Origin of the sequence: Streptosporangium subroseum (assembly GCF_900188345.1) — a bacterium.
In the GTDB taxonomy this organism is placed as follows: domain Bacteria; phylum Actinomycetota; class Actinomycetes; order Streptosporangiales; family Streptosporangiaceae; genus Streptosporangium; species Streptosporangium subroseum.
On sequence record NZ_FZOD01000014.1, the window covers coordinates 33,812 to 49,298 of the forward strand.

Here is a 15,487-nt window from a genome sequence, read left to right on the forward strand (position 1 = left end):
GGCATGATGTTGAGATTACGGGTGTCCTTTCCCGACAGACCAGGTGCTCTGGGGCAGGCCGCCCGGGTGCTCGGCACACTGGGCGCGGACATCCTCCAGGTGACGGTGCTCGAACGCGAGACGGGCCGGGCGGTGGACGACTTCACCGTCTCCTGGCCCGGCACCCCGGACGCGGAGACCGTCAGGGACCGCCTGTCGGTCGTGCCCGGCATGCGGGTCGAAGGCGTCTGGCCCACCCGTGAGATCCCCGGCACCGCGCCCGACTACGACCTGCTCAAGCACGTCGCCGCCGATCCGGGCCGGGCCTTCGCCACCCTCGTGGACGCCGTGTCCGACCTGGCGAGTGCCGAGTGGGCGGTCATCGTGTCCTCGGAGCGGAACGAGATCGTCCATCACAGCTGGCAGGCTCCGTCCTTCGAGGAGTCGGGAGGTCTCGTCGGCGTCAAGATGGCCGACCTCACCTCCCTGCGCCCCTCGACGCTCAGCTCGGGCCGTCACCAGCTGATGAGCCTGCCCGTTCCGGGCGCGAGCCTGCACCTGATCCTCGCGCGCACCGAGGGGCCGGCCTTCCACCGCGCCGAACTGGACCGTGTCATGCGCGTCCTGGAGATCGTCTCCATCATCGGCCGCTGACCCGGACCTTCTCTAATTGGGACGTTTCCGGCATGCCGGTCATGGGGTATGGGAGATCAAGGGGCGCCGCGCCGCTCCCCATGACCTGGCTGCCGGGCGGTTCGTGACCGATGCCGGAGCGCCGCCCGCCACGAGCGGCTCACCACGACCCGTCAGGCAGGACGGCCATCGCGACACCCTGATGGCTCATCCGATGTCCCCCCGATAGATGCCGCAGGTCATATCGGGATCGGGCCTTCACCGGGCCGTGAGGAGGACAGCGTGATGCGTAAGCGCCACTTCATCGTGACCACGGGCTTGCTGGGGCTGTGCCTGATGACGACCACGGCCTGCGGGGATGCCTACTGGGCCGACACCGTGATGATCCCGATGGGAAGCGTGGAGACGAAGACCCCCACACCGGGGAGCTCCACGCAGGAAAGTCCCGCGCCCGAGACCCCCGCACCCAAGACCCCCGCGACCACCGACATGCCCGAGGGGTTCAAGCCGGTGGGCAGCGTCGCCAGCGGGCTCGTCGTCGCGGTCCCCGAGAACTGGATCGCGCTCGACCTCAGCAAGGATGATCTTGAGCAGGGTCTGCGGAGCAGCGGGCTGTCGGGTCCCTCACTGGAGCGGGCCAAGCAGAGCCTGCAGACACTGGTGGACAACAAGGCCGTCTGGGCGTCCGATCCCGCGTCGACCGAGACGTCACCCAACAGGTTCGCCACCAACCTCAACGGCTACTGCCAGTCCGGTCCCAGGACCACGGTGAACGAGCTGATGACCTCCGCCAGAACGGAGTTGGAGCAGCTTAACGCCAAGGTCTCCGAGGCGGCGGAGATGCCGATCGATTCCGGTTCGGCGGGGCGGGTCATATATTCGTTCACGACCAACGGCCTCACCGTTAAAGGCACGCAGTATTACGTTCCCGCGCAGGATAAGACCTGCATTGTCACCCTCAGCACCGATCAGGATGGCAAGCAGGAACTGTTCGACAGCATTGGTAAGACGATCCACCCAACCTGACAACCGCTTGTTGAATTGCGTTGATTGTTTAAGTCAGCGGTGGGGAGGGTCGATACGGGAGCCGTCGGGAGCGAAGAGCATCAGCCGGGTGACGTCGATGCCGACCCGGGCGGGCTCGCCGGAGCGCCAGACCGGACGGGACCCCACGCGGACGATGAGATCGGCCCGGCGGTGGGTGCCGCCGCCGACCTGTTCCTGCGTCTGGTGGGGCTCGGCCTCCTCGGGGACGGAACGGGGCATCAGGCGGCGCATGATCGCACGGGTGCGGCCGCCCGGGACGGAGGACGCCAGGCCGTTGGCCCGGTGGCGGGGATCCGGTGGCTCGGGCACGGCCACGGCGGTCAGGCCGCTTTCGACATAGGCGAGCCACTCGTGGCCGTGATACTCCAGGGCACGGACGCGGCCCATGAAGGTCGGACCCTCGAAGGTGTCGGGAACCGGTGCCAGGCAGTCGGGGCGGAGACCGACGATGATCTGGTTGCCGACGTGCTGGGAGATGACGTAGGCCCTGGGGTCGGTCCAGGGAATCATTATCTGGTGAGGGCCGAAGTCCAGCAGGATGAACTGGTTCTGCGGCGTGCGTACGGTGGCCGCGAGAAGGTTGAGCTGCTGGGAGCTGAGGAAGGCCGCGGTGAAGGCGGTGGCCGGGTCGTTGTAGACCTGGCCCGGGGTGCCGACGTCCTGCAGGACGCCGCGGTTCATTATGGCGATCCTGTCGGCCAGGGTCAGGGCTTCGACCTGGTCGTGTGTCACGTAGACCGTGGTCACGCCGAGAGAGCGGACCAGCGAGGAGATCTCCATGCGCAGCTCGGTGCGCATGCCCGCGTCCAGGTTGGACAGCGGCTCGTCCATCAGGAAGAGCGAGGGCTGGCGGACGATCGCGCGGCCCATCGCGACGCGCTGGCGCTGACCGCCGGAGAGTGTTCCAGGGCGGCGATCAAGTGTTTCGTCGATGTGCAAGGCCTTGGATAACTCGATCACGCGTTCCCTGATCATCGCCGGGTCGGCTTTGGCGATCTCCAAAGGGAAGGACATGTTGCCGCGCACCGTGCGATGCGGGTACAGCGCGCCGTTCTGGAAGACCATGGCGACGTCGCGGTCGCGCGGAGCGAGTTCGTTGGCGAGCTCCCCGCCCAGCCACAGGTCTCCGGAGGTGACGTCCTCCAGCCCCGCGATCATCCGGAGCAGCGTGGACTTGCCGCAGCCGGACGGTCCCAGCAGGACGAGAAACTCCCCATTTTCGGCGCGCAGATTCATGCGGTCAACCGCAAGGAACCCCCCGGGGTAAACCTTGCTCACATTATCGAGGACGACGGTACTCATGCGCGCTCGTTCCTCCCGGACTCCGCTGCCCGGATCCCAGCCGTGTAATTGATGAGGTAGTACATCGCGACACTTGCCCATGTGTCCATAGATGTCGTTAGAAATCGCACATCTGTCGGTTACTTTCGAGTTCCATGCTGTGTGGGTGGGTTAAGGAATGCGCGGTTTGACGTGGCAGCTCTGGCCCGAGACCCAGGGATGTTACAGTTTGCGAAAAGTTTCGGAAATGAGTTTCACGCGAGGGTGTCGAACGCGGATTGGTTCGCGCCCGATTCAGCGCATGGTGGGGTAGCTTCTGATGGACCGTGGACTCGAGCGGACCCCTCGTCCCCGCCCTGACGGGGCGGGAATCCGGCTGGCCGACATCGCCGCGCAGGCCGGGGTCAGCGAGGCCACGGTCAGCCGGGTGCTCAACGGCAAACCGGGCGTGTCACAGGTGACCAGGCAGGCGGTGCTGACGGCGCTCGACCTCATGGGTTACGAGCGTCCGCAGCGGCTGCGTCAGCGCAGCAACGGCCTGGTCGGCCTGGTGACCCCGGAGCTGGACAATCCGATCTTCCCGGCCTTCGCCCAGGCCATCGAGAAGGCGCTGACCCAGCACGGCTACACCCCCGTGCTCTGCACCCAACTGCCCGGCGGGGCCCCCGAGGACGAGTTCACCGAGTTGCTGATGGACCGCGGGGTGAGCGGCATCGTCTTCGTCTCCGGACTGCACGCCGACGTCACGGCCAAGATGGACCGTTACATCCGCCTGACCGACCGCGGGCTGCCGATCGTCCTGCTCGACGGCTACAGCGACCGGATCGACGCGCCGTTCATCTCTCCGGATGATCGGGCGGCGGCGCGGCTGGCCGTACAGCATCTGGTGGATCTGGGGCATGAGCGGATCGGTCTGGCGGTGGGTCCGGGCCGGTTCGTGCCGGTGATCCGGAAGATCGAGGGCTATCGCAAGGCGATGGCGCAGTTGCTGGGGGTCGGCGAGGTGGATGAGCTGATCTCGCATTCGCTGTTCTCGGTGGAGGGTGGCCAGGCGGCGGCGGCGCAGTTGCTGGAGCGGGGGTGCACGGGCATCGTGTGCGCCTCGGACCTGATGGCGCTGGGCGTGATCAGGGCGTGCCGGGACCGAGGGCTGTCGGTGCCCGGCGACGTGTCGGTCGTCGGGTTCGACGACTCGCCGCTGATCGCCTTCACCGACCCGCCGCTGACCACCGTGCGCAAGCCCATCGGCGCGATGGCCTCGGCGGCCGTGGCGACCCTGCTGGAGGAGATCAAGGGCGTGCGGGGCAAGCACGTCGAGCTGATGTTCCAGCCCGAGCTGGTCGTGCGCCGCTCGACGGGCTCGGGCCCCCTGGTAAGCCGCTAGAGCGTCGACCACTTGCCGCAGCGCCCGCCACACGTGACTCCACGTGATGGATCACTACACTGAGTGGCCATGGGGGCGCCGAAGGACCAGATCATCCGAACACTCATCCCCGCACGGATCGACCGGCTGCCCTGGTCCCGGTTCCACACCAGGATGGTGGTGGCGCTCGGGGTGGCCTGGGTGCTCGACGGCATGGAGATCGCGATCGCGGGCGCCGTCGGCAACGTCCTCCGCGAGAGGGAGACCCTCGGGCTGACCACGGTCCAGGTGGGGTTCGCCGCCTCGATCTACCTGATCGGCGAGGTCGTCGGCGCGCTGGTGTTCGGGCGCCTGTCGGACAGGTTCGGGCGGCGCAAGCTCTTCATCATCACGCTCGGCCTCTACCTCATCGCCAACGGCATCACCGCGTTCTCCTTCTCCTACTGGTGGCTGCTGCTGTTCCGGTTCTTCGCCGGCGTAGGCATCGGCGGGGAGTACGCGGCGATCCACTCGGCCGTCGACGAGCTCATCCCCGCCAGATACCGCGGCCGGGTCGACCTGGCGGTCAGCGGCACCTACTGGCTGGGCGCCATGATCGGAACGGCTTCCACGTACGTCCTCCTCAACCCCGACCTGCTCCCGGTCAACCTGGGCTGGCGGCTCGGCCTGCTGATCGGCCCGCTGCTCGGCCTGGCGGTCTGGAGCCTGCGGCGGCACCTGCCGGAGAGCCCGCGCTGGCTGGTCATGCACGGCAAGGAGCGGGAGGCCGAGCTGGCGGTCCGGGAGATCGAGGAGCACGTGCGCGAGTCCGGCGGGGAGCTGCCGCCGGTGGACGAGAGCCGGACTCTCGTCGTCCGGCCGCACGGCGAGGTCGGCTACCGCGACGTCCTCCGGGTGGCCTTCAGGCAATATCCGAAGAGGTCGATCCTGGGCGCAACCCTGATGATCAGCCAGTCGTTCCTCTACAACGCGATCTCCTTCACCTACGTGCTGGTGCTCTCGCAGTTCTACGGGGTGAGCCCCTCGGATGCGGCGCTGTATCTGCTCGCCTTCGCCGCGGGCAACCTGCTCGGCCCGATCGTCCTCGGCCCGCTCTTCGACACCGTGGGCCGCAAACCCATGATCTCCTCCACCTACATCGTCTCCGGCCTCCTGCTGGCGGGCACCGGCTGGCTGTTCAAGGAGGGCCTGCTGACCGCGACCACCCAGACGCTGCTGTGGTCGGTCATCTTCTTCGTCGCCTCCGCGGCGGCCAGCTCCGGCTACCTCACCGTCAGCGAGCTGTTCCCGCTGGAGATCCGGGCTCTGGCCATCGCGGTGTTCTTCGCCATCGCCCAGGGCTTCGGCGCGCTCGGCCCGACCATCTTCGGCGCCCTGATCGGCAATCAACAGAACCCCGACCCGACCCGCCTGTTCTACGGCTACCTGGTCGCGGCGGCCATGATGGTGGTCGCCGGGCTCGTCACCATCCTGCTCGGCGTCAAGGCCGAACGGGTCTCCCTGGAGGACCTCACCCCGCCCCTGTCGGCGGCCACGAAGTAGCCCGGAGGTCGTTAGACGGGGTCCTGGAGGAGCGCGAGCAGGCAGGGGCGCATGAGACGGTCGATCTCCTCCTGGGGCGCGTCGCGCAGGGGTTCGAGATCGAGCAGCTGGTGGCCGATGGTGACACCGAGCATGATGCCTGCCGCCCCGGTTCGAGGGCCGCGAAAAGATCCGCGCCGGATACCGGGTCATGTGGGGCGCGAGTCCGGCGCGGGTGGAGGAGATCCGCAACGTGGTCACCTACGAGACCACCGACTCCGAGGTGATAGTCGTCGAGCACGAGACGATGGGCGTCGTGGACACCACCGGCGGCCGGTTCCGGGTGCCCGGCCTGCTGGTCCTCCGGGTCAGGGACGGCCACATCGTCCACTGCCGCGACTACATGGACGCCGCCGGAGTCGCCCAGGCCCGAAACGCCTGACCACCATGCCGGGCCGGCCGCTTCTGCTCACCCGATCGGACGGCGGGGGAGCGCCGACATGCACCCGAGGCATCGCCGTTCAGGAGGAGAGGGGCTTCCGCTTCGCCGACCTCGGCGCTGTCAGGAGGACGGGGTGCGCTCGCCCGCGCCCGTGAGGTAGGCGACGACCATCTCGCCGATCATCGTGCGATGCCTGTCCCGGTGCTCGGGAGCGGTCAGGTCACGCCCGAACAGCGCGCCGAAGGTGTGCTGGTTGGCGATGCGGAAGAAACAGAACGAGCTGATCATCATGTGCACGTCGACGGCGTCGGCCTCGGTGACGAAGTCGCCGGAGGCCTGGCCCGCGTCGAGGATCTGGGAGATCACGTCGAGCACGGGGGTGCCCAGGTTCGCCAGTGCCTCCGACTTGCGGATGTGCTCGGCCTGGTGGATGTTCTCGATGCTGACGAGCTTGATGAAGTCGCGGTGGGCGTCGTGGTGGTCGAAGGTCAGCTCCGCGAGGGTGCGGATCGCCTCGATCGGCGCCAGATGCTCCACGTCGAGCGTGCGCTCGACGGCCCGGACCTCGGAGTAGGCATTCTCCAGGGCGGCGATGTAGAGCTGCTCCTTGCCGCCGAAGTAGTAGTAGATCATCCGCTTGGTCGTCCGCGTGAGGTCGGCGATCTCGTCCACCCTTGCGCCGGCGTAGCCGTGCCGGGCGAACTCCCGCTGGGCGACCGCGAGGATTTCCGCCTTGGTACGGTCGGGGTCACGCTGACGTTCCCCGGCTGCGCGGGTCGCGGGCTGCGAGGGCATGAGGCTCCACGGGGATGACGAGTCCTGGTCGGGCCTCATCTTATTGCCACGAAGTCACCGATCAGCGGTTGCGTGCTGGGCGGCCAGCCGGATGGGCGCGTTCTGCGCGCCGTAGCCGTCGTAGCCGCCGATGCGCTGGACGATCTCGAAGAACACGCGCCCGACGGTGACCGTGTAGAGGTGGAGGAACTCGCCGCGGGCGTCACGGTCGTAGAGCAGCCCGAGCTCCCTGAGCATCCGGTGCCGCTCGGGCCCCAGGTCGTGGCGGGCTTCGAGATCGTCGTAGTAGTTGCCGGGAATCGGCAGCAGCACGCCGCCGAGAGCGTGAAGTCTGCGGGCCGTGGCGATGATGTCCCGGCTGGCCAGGGCGACGTGCTGCCAGGAGACGTCGGGGTGGGAGGCGTGCGAGCCGACGTAGGCCACGTTGAGCGCTATGCGCACCGTGCCGTCGGAGTTGGTCATCGCCCTGCTCCGGAGCAGGCCGTAGGGGTCGGCCAGTTCCAGGCTCTCCTGCGGTCGCAGGCCGAGGACGCTGCGGTAGAAGAGCGAGGCCTCGTCGAAGTGGTGCCACGGCTGGGTGAGCGCCACATGGTCGATGTGGGTGATCTCGCCGGGCGCCGGTTCCACGGAGGCGCCGGTGAAGTCATCGGTCCAGCTGGTGTGGTCCGGCTGTGCCGTACGGCAGAAGAACAGCGCGGTGCCGTCGGGGGCGGCGACGGAGTCCAGCGGGGCGTCGTGCGGAGCGCGCCGGCGCGGAAGGGTCGGGGAGAGCAGCGACTGCGCGCGTTTGACCGAACCCGCCGGATCGGGGGTCTCCAGCCCGATCGCGGCGAGGGACGGATCCTCCGCCGGCTCTCCCGCGTTCAGCAGAATCCTGGCCTGACCCTGCTCCCAGAGCTCGACCGGCTTGCCGCCGTGCACACCCGTACGCGCGAGTCCGAGGGCGCGCAGCAACGCGCCGACCTCGTCGCCGCCTGCGACGGCCAGCTCGGCGAAGGCGAATCCGGTGGGGACGACGGGGCGCGGTGGAACGGGGAGGGCGGCGGCCTGCGGCAGGCGCCTCGCCACGGACTCCTCCAGGGCGATCAGAGACCGCATGGCGTCGACCGCGGTGCGGGCGGTGTCGGCCTGCCGGAAGACGTCGTTGAACACCTCCAGCGACAGCGGCCCGGAATATCCGGCTCGCAGGACGTGAGCCACCAGACCCGCCAGGTCGAAGCCTCCCTGCCCGGGAAAGCAGCGGTAGTGGCGGCTCCACTGCAGGACGTCCATCGCGAGGAGCGGGGCGTCGGCGAGCTGCAGGAAAAAGATCTTTTCACCGGGGATCGCCTCGATGCCACCGGGGTCGGAACCCCGCGACAGGATGTGGAAGCTGTCGAGGCAGACGCCCAGAGATGGATGGTCGGCCATCCGTGCGATCCGCCAGGCGTGCAGATACTCGTTGACGTGGCGGCCCCAGGCGAGCGCCTCGTAGGCGATCCTGATCCCGTGCTCGGCCGCCCGCTCGGCAAGGAGGCGCAGCTGTTCGGCGGCGAGCGCGTCGTCGTCGACGGCATCGGGAGAGACGCTGGAGCAGACGAGCAGCCGGGTCGAACCGAGCCGTTCCATCACGTCGAACTTGTGCTCGGCACGGCGCAGGTTCCGGTCGAGGACGTCGGCGGGGACCGCCTCGAAGTCACGGAACGGCTGGTAGAGATCGATGCTCAGACCGAGGTCCGCAGCCCGTGCGCGCACCTCCTCGGGAGACAGGGGGCTGGCGAGCAGGTCGTTTTCGAAGATCTCCACGCCGTCGAACCCCGCGCCGGCGATCGCGGTCAGCTTCTCGGCCAGCGTGCCGCTGAGCGACACCGTGGCGATGGACTTGCGCATGTCGTTTCTCCCTCTCAGGCACTGACGAGATCGGTCAGGTGGGCGAGCATCCGTTCGGCGTCGGGCTCGCATCCGGTGAAGAGATGGAAGGCGTGGGCGGCCTGGAAGACGACCATGCCCCCGCCGTCAAGGGTCCGGCAGCCAAGCGCCCGCGCGTGGCGGAGCAGCTCCGTCTCCAGCGGGCGGTAGACCACGTCGGCGACCCAGAGCGCCGGATGGATCAGATCGGAGGGCAGGGGCAGCCCGGGATGCGCGGCCATGCCGGTGGGGGTCACGTTGACCAGGCCGTCCGCGCCGGGCAGCAGCCCGGCCAGCTCGGTCGCGGTCGCGGCCCCGGCGCGCCCGGCGCCGAACCGGTCCGCCAGCTCGGCGGCCAGCGAGACCGCCCGGCCGGGCTGGACATCGACGAGGGTGATCCGGTCGGCGCCGAGGGTCAGCAGCGCGTGCGCCACCGCGGCGCCCGCGCCACCCGCCCCGAGCTGCACGATCCGGCGCGTGGACGCGTCCGGCAGCCCCCGGGTGAAGGACCGGGCGAATCCCGTCCAGTCGGTGTTGTGCCCGATGGCGCGGTCCCCGTCGAACACGACGGTGTTGACGGCGCCGAGCATCGCGGCGTCGGGCGAGAGCTCGTCCAGGTGCTTGATGACGGTCTGCTTGCACGGATGGGTGATGTTGAGCCCGGTGTAGCCGAGCTGCCGGGCCGCGCGCACGAGATCGCCGGCGGCCTCCGCGTCCAGCCCGAGATCGGCGATGTCGATGAGGCGGTAAAGATAGCGGAGGCCGTGGAGGTCCGCCTCGCGCTCGTGAAGGGGAGGGCTGAGAGAGGGGCCGACGCCCGCACCGATCAGCCCGACCAGGTGGGAGGTCATCGGTCCTTCTTCTCCAGCTTCTCCAGCAGGTGGGATAGATGGGTGAGGGCCAGGACGTAGCCGTGCGCTCCGGCGCCGCAGATCAGGGCGTCCGCGACCTCGGAGACGAACGACGTGCGACGGTACGCCTCGCGGCGGTGGATGTTGGTCAGATGCACCTCGACGATCGGGATGCCCACGGTGGCCAGGGCGTCGCGCAGGGCGACCGAGGTGTGCGTGTAGCCGGCCGCGTTGATCACGATGCCCGCGGCGTGCTGCCCGGCCTCCTGGACGGCGTCGATGAGCACGCCTTCGTGGTTGCTCTGCAGGAAGTCGATCGGCAGGTCGTTCCTCTCGCCGAACGCCTGGCACAGAGACTCGATCTCGTCCAGTGTGACGGTGCCGTACAGCTCCGGCTCGCGTCGGCCGAGCAGGTTGAGGTTGGGTCCGTTGAGAACCAGTACGCGAGCGCCGGGGGCGCGGGACATTGACCACTCCTGAATGTACGAACTAGTACGTTACTTTATAGCCAGCGATTCGCCCCTGGGAAGAAACTACCCCGCCCGGGTCGCGTCCGATGAGGCGCGACGGCAGAACGCCGGTCGGTCCCTTGGGAAGAACCGCTCCGCCCGGGTCACGTTCGATGAGGCGTGGCGGCGGGACGCCGGCCGGCCTCCGATCCGACCGGCGTCATCGCCTCGGATCCGCGCCGGCGCGGACCTTATGCGATCACCGCGACCCGGCCCGCGAGGGAGGCCGAGAGCGGGGGAAAACGGTCGAGCACCTCCGGATCATGGCCGGCGACCACGAGGTGCGGGCCGTCGGACAACTCCTTGATCCGGTCGAACGCTCCGTACATGCCGGTCATGCTGTGCAGGATCGCGAAGGGCCGGTCGTCCTCGATGTTCTCGTAGAAGTGGCTCGCGTCCGAGGCCAGCACCACATGCCCCTGCGCCGTCCGCACCCGGACCACCTGCATGCCCGCGGTGTGCCCGCCGACCAGATGGACGCTCAACCCCGGGACGACGGACGCGTCCCCGTCGACGAGCCGTACCCGGCCCTCCTGCTGGGCGGTCCGCAGGTGTGCCAGGTCGCTCTCGGAGGCCAGCCACCGCTCCCTGGCGATGCGCTCCGCCCACGGCCCGGTCCAGTAGTCGAGTTCGGACCGCTGGAGCACGTAACGTGCGGCCTCGAACTCGCGGGCCGTGCCGGTGTGGTCGTAGTGCAGGTGGGTCAGGACGACATGGTCGACGGACTCCGCGGCCACTCCCATCTCGGCCAGCGTCTGGGAAGGGGAGGCGAGATACTCCAGGTCCGCGACGCCGGCGGCCCGGTCGGGATGGATCCCGGCGTCGACGAGGACCGTGTGGTTCGCGGAGACCGCCAGCCAGACGTAGTAGGCCGTCGGATGCGGCTCGTCCCACCGGGCGTCGTAGCCGTGGAAGTGCTGGCCACGCCGCCCGTCTCGCCGCGCGTAGAGGATCGCGTAGACGCGGAACTCGTCATCTGCCCCGATGCTGCTCACATCAATCTCCGGTCGTCAGGCCCCGCTCGTCGGACGGCGGTGTCAGGCTCCGTCGTCAGGCGGAGGCCGCCGCAGGCTCCGAGGAGATCCTTCCCGGCTTCACGCCGAGATCCTCGGTGGGAACCTTGTAGGTTTCGCGCCCGGTCGCCACCGCGGCCACGTTGATCAGGCACAAAACCGCGATGAAGATCGAGACGCCGAGCCAGCTGTCCTCACCCGTTCCGGCGATCGCGGTCGCGATCGTGGGGGCGAACCCGGCGATCGCGAAGCCGATCTGGGTGCCGATCGCCATACCGGAGAGGCGGACCCGGGTGCTGAACATCTCGCCGTAGAAGGAAGGCCACACCCCGCTGGTCGCGCTGTGCACGACGCCGAACATGAGGATCCCGACCAGGAAGATCAGGACGTAGTCGCCGACCGCGATCGACCCCAGGTAGGCGAACATCAGCACGGCGCAGCCCAGGGAGCCGCCGATGAACACCGGCTTGCGCCCGATCCTGTCCGACAACCTTCCCCACAGCGGGATCGTGATCACGGCCGCGACGTTGGCGAGGACGCCGACCCACAGCATGGGCGAACGTTCCAGCCCGATCGTGTTGACCGCGTAGGACAGGGCGTGGACCGTGAAGATCGTACTGACGGAGGCGATCACCGCGGCCACGACCACGCGCAGGACATCGACCTTGTGCGTCCGGAACAGCGCGGCCAGGGGCAGCTTGGCGACGCGGTTGGTCGCGACCTCCTGCTCGAACGCCGGGGTCTCCTCGAGTGTGCGGCGGATGATGAGCCCGACCGCGGCGACGATGATGCTGAGCCAGAACGGCACCCGCCAGCCCCAGGACAGCAGCTGCTCCTCGGGGAGGGCGGCGATGGGCAGGAAGATCGCGGTCGCGATGATCTGACCGGCCTGGGTGCCGTTGAGGGTGAAGCTCGTGTAGTACGCGCGACGGTTCGGCGGAGCGTGCTCAAGCGTCATGGAGTTCGCGCCGGCCTGCTCGCCGGCCACCGAGAAGCCCTGCATCAGCCGGAGAACGACCAGAAGCACCGGCGCGAGCACCCCGACCTGGTCGTAGGTGGGCAGGCAGCCGACGAGGAAGGTCGAGATCCCCATCAGCACCAGGGTGAAGACCAGGACCTTCTTGCGGCCGAATCTGTCGCCGACATGCCCGAGGACAAAAGCACCGACCGGGCGAGCGAGGTAGCCGACGCCGAACGTCGCCAGAGCCAGGAGGGTCCCGGTGGCGGGGGAGGACGAGGGGAAGAAGATCTTGCTGAAGACCAGGGCCGCGGCGGTGCCGTAGATGAAGAAGTCGTAGTACTCCAGCGCACTCCCGATCCAGGCGGCGAGCGCCGCCTTCCGGGGCTTGCCCTGCGCGATGGGAGCGGCCGCGCCGGAGCCGGCTGGGTCTGTGGTCAAGGTGGTTCTCCTCTGCGAATGCTCCGATGCGTCGACGGCGAGACGATCGGTGCCGGGGGGCGGACGCCCGCTTGATGTCGTGGCGGGGGCATGACCAGGTCAAGCCTCCACGGACCGGGTGCGGGGGGCGACGGGGGGTGCCGTTCGATCGCTCGGCCGCGAGGCTCTCCCGCGTGAGCGGATTCGTCAGACGGACCTGCGACAGTGAGGGACGAACTAGATAGTTAACTATGAGGACGGCGAATCTCGCGATGGAGGTCGCCACCTGTCCGGCGTCGCACCCTGCGTTCGCGATCGCAGCATGCCGGCTGCCGGGTGGCTCCTCCATCAGAGCTCGTGCGGTAGAAACTAACTCACTAGTTCGTACATTACAAGGGTGTTTCCTCGCCGTAACCACAAGATCTTTTTCGGCGCGATTCGCTGTCCGGCCGGCTATCGATCGGATGAGACCTGATTGCCGATCATCTGCAGCAGCGCGGTGTGCGTCTCCTGGTCGGCGGCCACGACAAGCCCGCCCGCACCGGTGTGCGGCGGTTGGCCGTGGAGGCCGGTCACCACGCATCCGGCGGCTTGGCACAGCGCGATTCCGCCGGCGAAGTGCACGCTGTCACGAAGGTGACCGTCGGTGACATATGCGGCTCTGCGGCCGGCGGCAACCCAGGCCACTGCCAGGGTGGTGGAGACGACCCGCGGCTGGAACCGCTCGGCGAACTCGGCGTCGGCGAGAAGGCGGACCGCCCGGAAGCCCGGTCCGTTCGGGAACGGTGGGTCGAGGTTGACATCCACCAGCCGCGAATCGGACGACGGCGTGAGTTTCTCATCCACGCCGCCGGCGCGGACGTGGGCGCGTTCGCCGTCCGTCCAGAACACCTCTTCGGCGAACGGGTCGGCCGATGCCGCCACGGTGATGTCAGACCCCACGCGCAGGGCGACGTTCACCGCGACCAGCATGTTCCGTACGGCGTAGTTCAGCGTGCCGCACAGAGGATCGACCAGCCACATGCGCTCCGTGTCATCCGCGCCCGTTCGCCCGCTCTCCTCTCCGGTCACGGCGTCACCTGGCCGTGCGGTTCGAAGGAGGTCGAGGATGACCCTCTCCGCTTCGAGATCGGCGGCCGTGGCGAAGTCACCGGCGGACTTCTCGAACCGCGTCAGCTGTGTCCCGTACATGCCGCGAACCACGGCTGCTCCCGCCTGCGCCGCGGCCACGGCCAGCTCCGCATCGGTTCTCGCGTCCATGATCGGCATGCGTGCAGGATAACTCGGCCGTTCTCGGGAGCGAACCCGCGCCCGCTGAAACGGACACCGTCCGGGCGCAGCGCGGGAGGCCTCACCGCCCCTCCCAGGGCCTGAGCGCGCGACCTGATTCCCTGCCAGACGGTTTCTCGGACCAGCTCAGGGGATATTTCGATCAGCTGTGCCCGAGTGGAGGTGCCCCGATACATGCGCGTCGATTCACGCCGGAAGCCTCGCGCGGTCCGCATGCTCGCCATACAGAACGCCGCCGGCAGCGGCCCTGCCCGATTCGGCGAGTGGTGGGGCGAGTCGGGTCTGGAGGTGGACCTGGTGGCCGCCTTCGCCGGGGCGCCCGTCCCTGAGAGGCTTGAGCACGACGCGATCGTCGTGCTCGGCGGCGGTCTTCGGCTCGATGACGACAAACGTGCGCCGTGGTTGACGCCGGTCATGAGGCTGATGAAACAGGCGATCGAGAACCAGGTGCCTTCGCTCGGCATCTGCCTCGGCGGCCAGATGCTCGCCAAGGTGGCCGGCGGCGCGTTGGCAGGTGAGGTGCGGGAGCAGGGCAGCACCGCGATCCACTTGAGGCCGGCGGCGGATGAGGATCCGTTGTTTCACGCCCTGCCCGAGGTCGTTCACGCGATCCAGCACCACAAACACTCGATCACCCGGCTGCCTCCGGGGGCGGTCTGGCTGGCTGAGACGGAACAGTGCCCTTACCAGGCTTTTCGCGTCGGGCCACGATCATGGGGGCTGCAGTTTCATCCCGAGATCGGCCCCGATCGCATCCGGCGGTGGAACGCCGAGCCTCTGTGCGCGCTGGGAATCGATCCCGCCGAGTTGTATGCCCGGGCGGTCTGCGACGAGCCGGCTTCCACGTCGGTCTGGCGGAAGGTAGCCCTGCGCTTTGGTGCTCTCGCGCGCCGGCACACCGCCGCTCATGAATGGGGCCGGACACGGTAAGCGCGGCGCTGCCTTCGGGCCGACAGCCCTGCCGAGCGCTTCACCTCGGCCGTCATCCCCGCCGCTCGACCGGCGGGGATGACGGCCTGTTCGTACGACCGGTGGCGGGCGCACAGGAGTCCACACCGTCGGATGCTCTAGCTGAGCGCCTTCTCCAGCTGGGCCTTTGTCATCTTCGAACGGCCCTCGATGCCGCGACGCTTGGCCTCGGCATACAGCTGGTCCCGCGTTCGGCCGCCGGCGCCCGAGTGCGAGCGCAGCCCGCCGCGCCGCGATGAGGAGATGTCCTGGGTCGAGGTACGGCTCGCGGTCCGCGACTCACCGGCTCTGGCCCGCTCCTTGTTCACCGTGCGGGCCGCGATCTCGGTCGCCCGCTTCTCGCTCACGCCGCGCTCGCGTTCGCTGTCCTTGATGTGCTCGTACTGCCGTTCCCGCTTGGGACTCGATCCCCGAGGCATGACGATCTCCTTCTCTCGATCCTTCGTCACGTGTGCCCTTATCCGGGTCCATGCCCCAATGCTGTCCCGGCATTCGGGCAGCGGCCGAATCCCCTCGGAGAGTAAGAGGG

General features: G+C 68.5%; 16 protein-coding genes. 6 read left to right on the forward strand and 10 right to left on the reverse strand.

Annotated elements, in window-relative coordinates; all coding sequences use genetic code 11:
• Positions 1-3: 3 nt before the first annotated feature.
• Both CHC08_RS16450 and CHC08_RS16455 read left to right on the forward strand, forming a co-directional pair.
• Positions 4-633: an ACT domain-containing protein gene (locus CHC08_RS16450; protein WP_089208278.1), complete on the forward strand. Its 630-nt coding sequence runs from the start codon at positions 4-6 to the stop codon at positions 631-633.
• A 261-nt stretch (positions 634-894) separates the two neighbouring features.
• Positions 895-1,638: a hypothetical protein gene (locus CHC08_RS16455; RefSeq protein WP_143653237.1), complete on the forward strand. Its 744-nt coding sequence runs from the start codon at positions 895-897 to the stop codon at positions 1,636-1,638.
• Positions 1,639-1,671: 33 nt separating this feature from the next.
• Here the strand turns inward: CHC08_RS16455 and CHC08_RS16460 are convergent, their stop codons facing one another.
• The gene (locus tag CHC08_RS16460) at positions 1,672-2,895 is read right to left on the reverse strand and encodes an ABC transporter ATP-binding protein (RefSeq protein ID WP_275937176.1); all 1,224 of its coding nucleotides are present in this window, start codon (positions 2,893-2,895) and stop codon (positions 1,672-1,674) included.
• Positions 2,896-3,259: 364 nt separating this feature from the next.
• Between CHC08_RS16460 and CHC08_RS16465 the strand changes: the two genes are divergently transcribed.
• Both CHC08_RS16465 and CHC08_RS16470 read left to right on the forward strand, forming a co-directional pair.
• On the forward strand, positions 3,260-4,324 hold the full coding sequence (locus CHC08_RS16465; RefSeq protein ID WP_089208171.1) for a LacI family DNA-binding transcriptional regulator: 1,065 nt from the start codon (positions 3,260-3,262) through the stop codon (positions 4,322-4,324).
• Between the two features lie 69 nt (positions 4,325-4,393).
• The gene (locus CHC08_RS16470) at positions 4,394-5,845 is read left to right on the forward strand and encodes an MFS transporter (RefSeq protein ID WP_089208172.1); all 1,452 of its coding nucleotides are present in this window, start codon (positions 4,394-4,396) and stop codon (positions 5,843-5,845) included.
• A gap of 11 nt (positions 5,846-5,856) precedes the next feature.
• On the opposite strand, the gene CHC08_RS52405 is transcribed toward CHC08_RS16470, so the two are convergent.
• Positions 5,857-5,979: a hypothetical protein gene (locus CHC08_RS52405; protein ID WP_275937177.1), complete on the reverse strand. Its 123-nt coding sequence runs from the start codon at positions 5,977-5,979 to the stop codon at positions 5,857-5,859.
• A gap of 5 nt (positions 5,980-5,984) precedes the next feature.
• Between CHC08_RS52405 and CHC08_RS16475 the strand changes: the two genes are divergently transcribed.
• Positions 5,985-6,266, forward strand: a complete 282-nt coding sequence (locus CHC08_RS16475) for a nuclear transport factor 2 family protein (protein ID WP_275937180.1) — start codon at positions 5,985-5,987, stop codon at positions 6,264-6,266.
• Between the two features lie 120 nt (positions 6,267-6,386).
• Here CHC08_RS16475 and CHC08_RS16480 read toward each other — a convergent pair whose 3' ends face one another.
• From CHC08_RS16480 to CHC08_RS16510, 7 genes are all read right to left on the reverse strand, one after another.
• Entirely contained in the window at positions 6,387-7,061 is a 675-nt protein-coding gene (locus CHC08_RS16480) for a TetR/AcrR family transcriptional regulator (protein WP_089208174.1), read from the reverse strand.
• A 54-nt stretch (positions 7,062-7,115) separates the two neighbouring features.
• Positions 7,116-8,930 (reverse strand): bifunctional sugar phosphate isomerase/epimerase/4-hydroxyphenylpyruvate dioxygenase family protein, encoded by a 1,815-nt coding sequence (locus CHC08_RS16485; RefSeq protein WP_089208175.1) that lies wholly within the window; start codon positions 8,928-8,930, stop codon positions 7,116-7,118.
• A 14-nt stretch (positions 8,931-8,944) separates the two neighbouring features.
• Positions 8,945-9,799 (reverse strand): shikimate dehydrogenase, encoded by an 855-nt coding sequence (locus CHC08_RS16490; protein ID WP_089208176.1) that lies wholly within the window; start codon positions 9,797-9,799, stop codon positions 8,945-8,947.
• Positions 9,796-10,266 (reverse strand): type II 3-dehydroquinate dehydratase, encoded by a 471-nt coding sequence (gene aroQ, locus CHC08_RS16495; protein ID WP_089208177.1) that lies wholly within the window; start codon positions 10,264-10,266, stop codon positions 9,796-9,798. Before aroQ ends, CHC08_RS16490 begins: the two co-directional genes overlap by 4 nt.
• 233 nt (positions 10,267-10,499) lie before the next feature.
• Positions 10,500-11,303: an N-acyl homoserine lactonase family protein gene (locus CHC08_RS16500; protein WP_218825333.1), complete on the reverse strand. Its 804-nt coding sequence runs from the start codon at positions 11,301-11,303 to the stop codon at positions 10,500-10,502.
• Between the two features lie 55 nt (positions 11,304-11,358).
• Positions 11,359-12,720, reverse strand: coding sequence for an MFS transporter (locus CHC08_RS16505; RefSeq protein ID WP_218825334.1), 1,362 nt, complete (start codon positions 12,718-12,720; stop codon positions 11,359-11,361).
• Positions 12,721-13,152: 432 nt separating this feature from the next.
• On the reverse strand, positions 13,153-13,968 hold the full coding sequence (locus tag CHC08_RS16510; protein ID WP_245878360.1) for an inositol monophosphatase family protein: 816 nt from the start codon (positions 13,966-13,968) through the stop codon (positions 13,153-13,155).
• Positions 13,969-14,163: 195 nt separating this feature from the next.
• Between CHC08_RS16510 and CHC08_RS16515 the strand changes: the two genes are divergently transcribed.
• The gene (locus CHC08_RS16515; RefSeq protein WP_089208281.1) at positions 14,164-14,919 is read left to right on the forward strand and encodes a type 1 glutamine amidotransferase; all 756 of its coding nucleotides are present in this window, start codon (positions 14,164-14,166) and stop codon (positions 14,917-14,919) included.
• 137 nt (positions 14,920-15,056) lie between these two features.
• Here CHC08_RS16515 and CHC08_RS16520 read toward each other — a convergent pair whose 3' ends face one another.
• Positions 15,057-15,377: a plasmid stabilization protein gene (locus CHC08_RS16520; protein WP_089208282.1), complete on the reverse strand. Its 321-nt coding sequence runs from the start codon at positions 15,375-15,377 to the stop codon at positions 15,057-15,059.
• Positions 15,378-15,487: the final 110 nt, after the last annotated feature.

Excerpts from the sequence above, each read along its gene's own strand:
- CHC08_RS16450 (WP_089208278.1), top strand. The coding sequence starts at position 4 with ATGATGTTGAGATTACGGGTGTCCTTTCCCGACAGACCAGGTGCTCTG.
- CHC08_RS16460 (WP_275937176.1), bottom strand. The coding sequence starts at position 2,895 with ATGAATCTGCGCGCCGAAAATGGGGAGTTTCTCGTCCTGCTGGGACCG.
- CHC08_RS16465 (WP_089208171.1), top strand. The coding sequence starts at position 3,260 with ATGGACCGTGGACTCGAGCGGACCCCTCGTCCCCGCCCTGACGGGGCG.
- CHC08_RS16470 (WP_089208172.1), top strand. The coding sequence starts at position 4,394 with ATGGGGGCGCCGAAGGACCAGATCATCCGAACACTCATCCCCGCACGG.
- CHC08_RS52405 (WP_275937177.1), bottom strand. The coding sequence starts at position 5,979 with ATGCTCGGTGTCACCATCGGCCACCAGCTGCTCGATCTCGAACCCCTG.
- CHC08_RS16480 (WP_089208174.1), bottom strand. The coding sequence starts at position 7,061 with ATGCCCTCGCAGCCCGCGACCCGCGCAGCCGGGGAACGTCAGCGTGAC.
- CHC08_RS16485 (WP_089208175.1), bottom strand. The coding sequence starts at position 8,930 with ATGCGCAAGTCCATCGCCACGGTGTCGCTCAGCGGCACGCTGGCCGAG.
- CHC08_RS16490 (WP_089208176.1), bottom strand. The coding sequence starts at position 9,799 with ATGACCTCCCACCTGGTCGGGCTGATCGGTGCGGGCGTCGGCCCCTCT.
- aroQ (WP_089208177.1), bottom strand. The coding sequence starts at position 10,266 with ATGTCCCGCGCCCCCGGCGCTCGCGTACTGGTTCTCAACGGACCCAAC.
- CHC08_RS16510 (WP_245878360.1), bottom strand. The coding sequence starts at position 13,968 with ATGCCGATCATGGACGCGAGAACCGATGCGGAGCTGGCCGTGGCCGCG.
- CHC08_RS16515 (WP_089208281.1), top strand. The coding sequence starts at position 14,164 with ATGCGCGTCGATTCACGCCGGAAGCCTCGCGCGGTCCGCATGCTCGCC.
- CHC08_RS16520 (WP_089208282.1), bottom strand. The coding sequence starts at position 15,377 with ATGCCTCGGGGATCGAGTCCCAAGCGGGAACGGCAGTACGAGCACATC.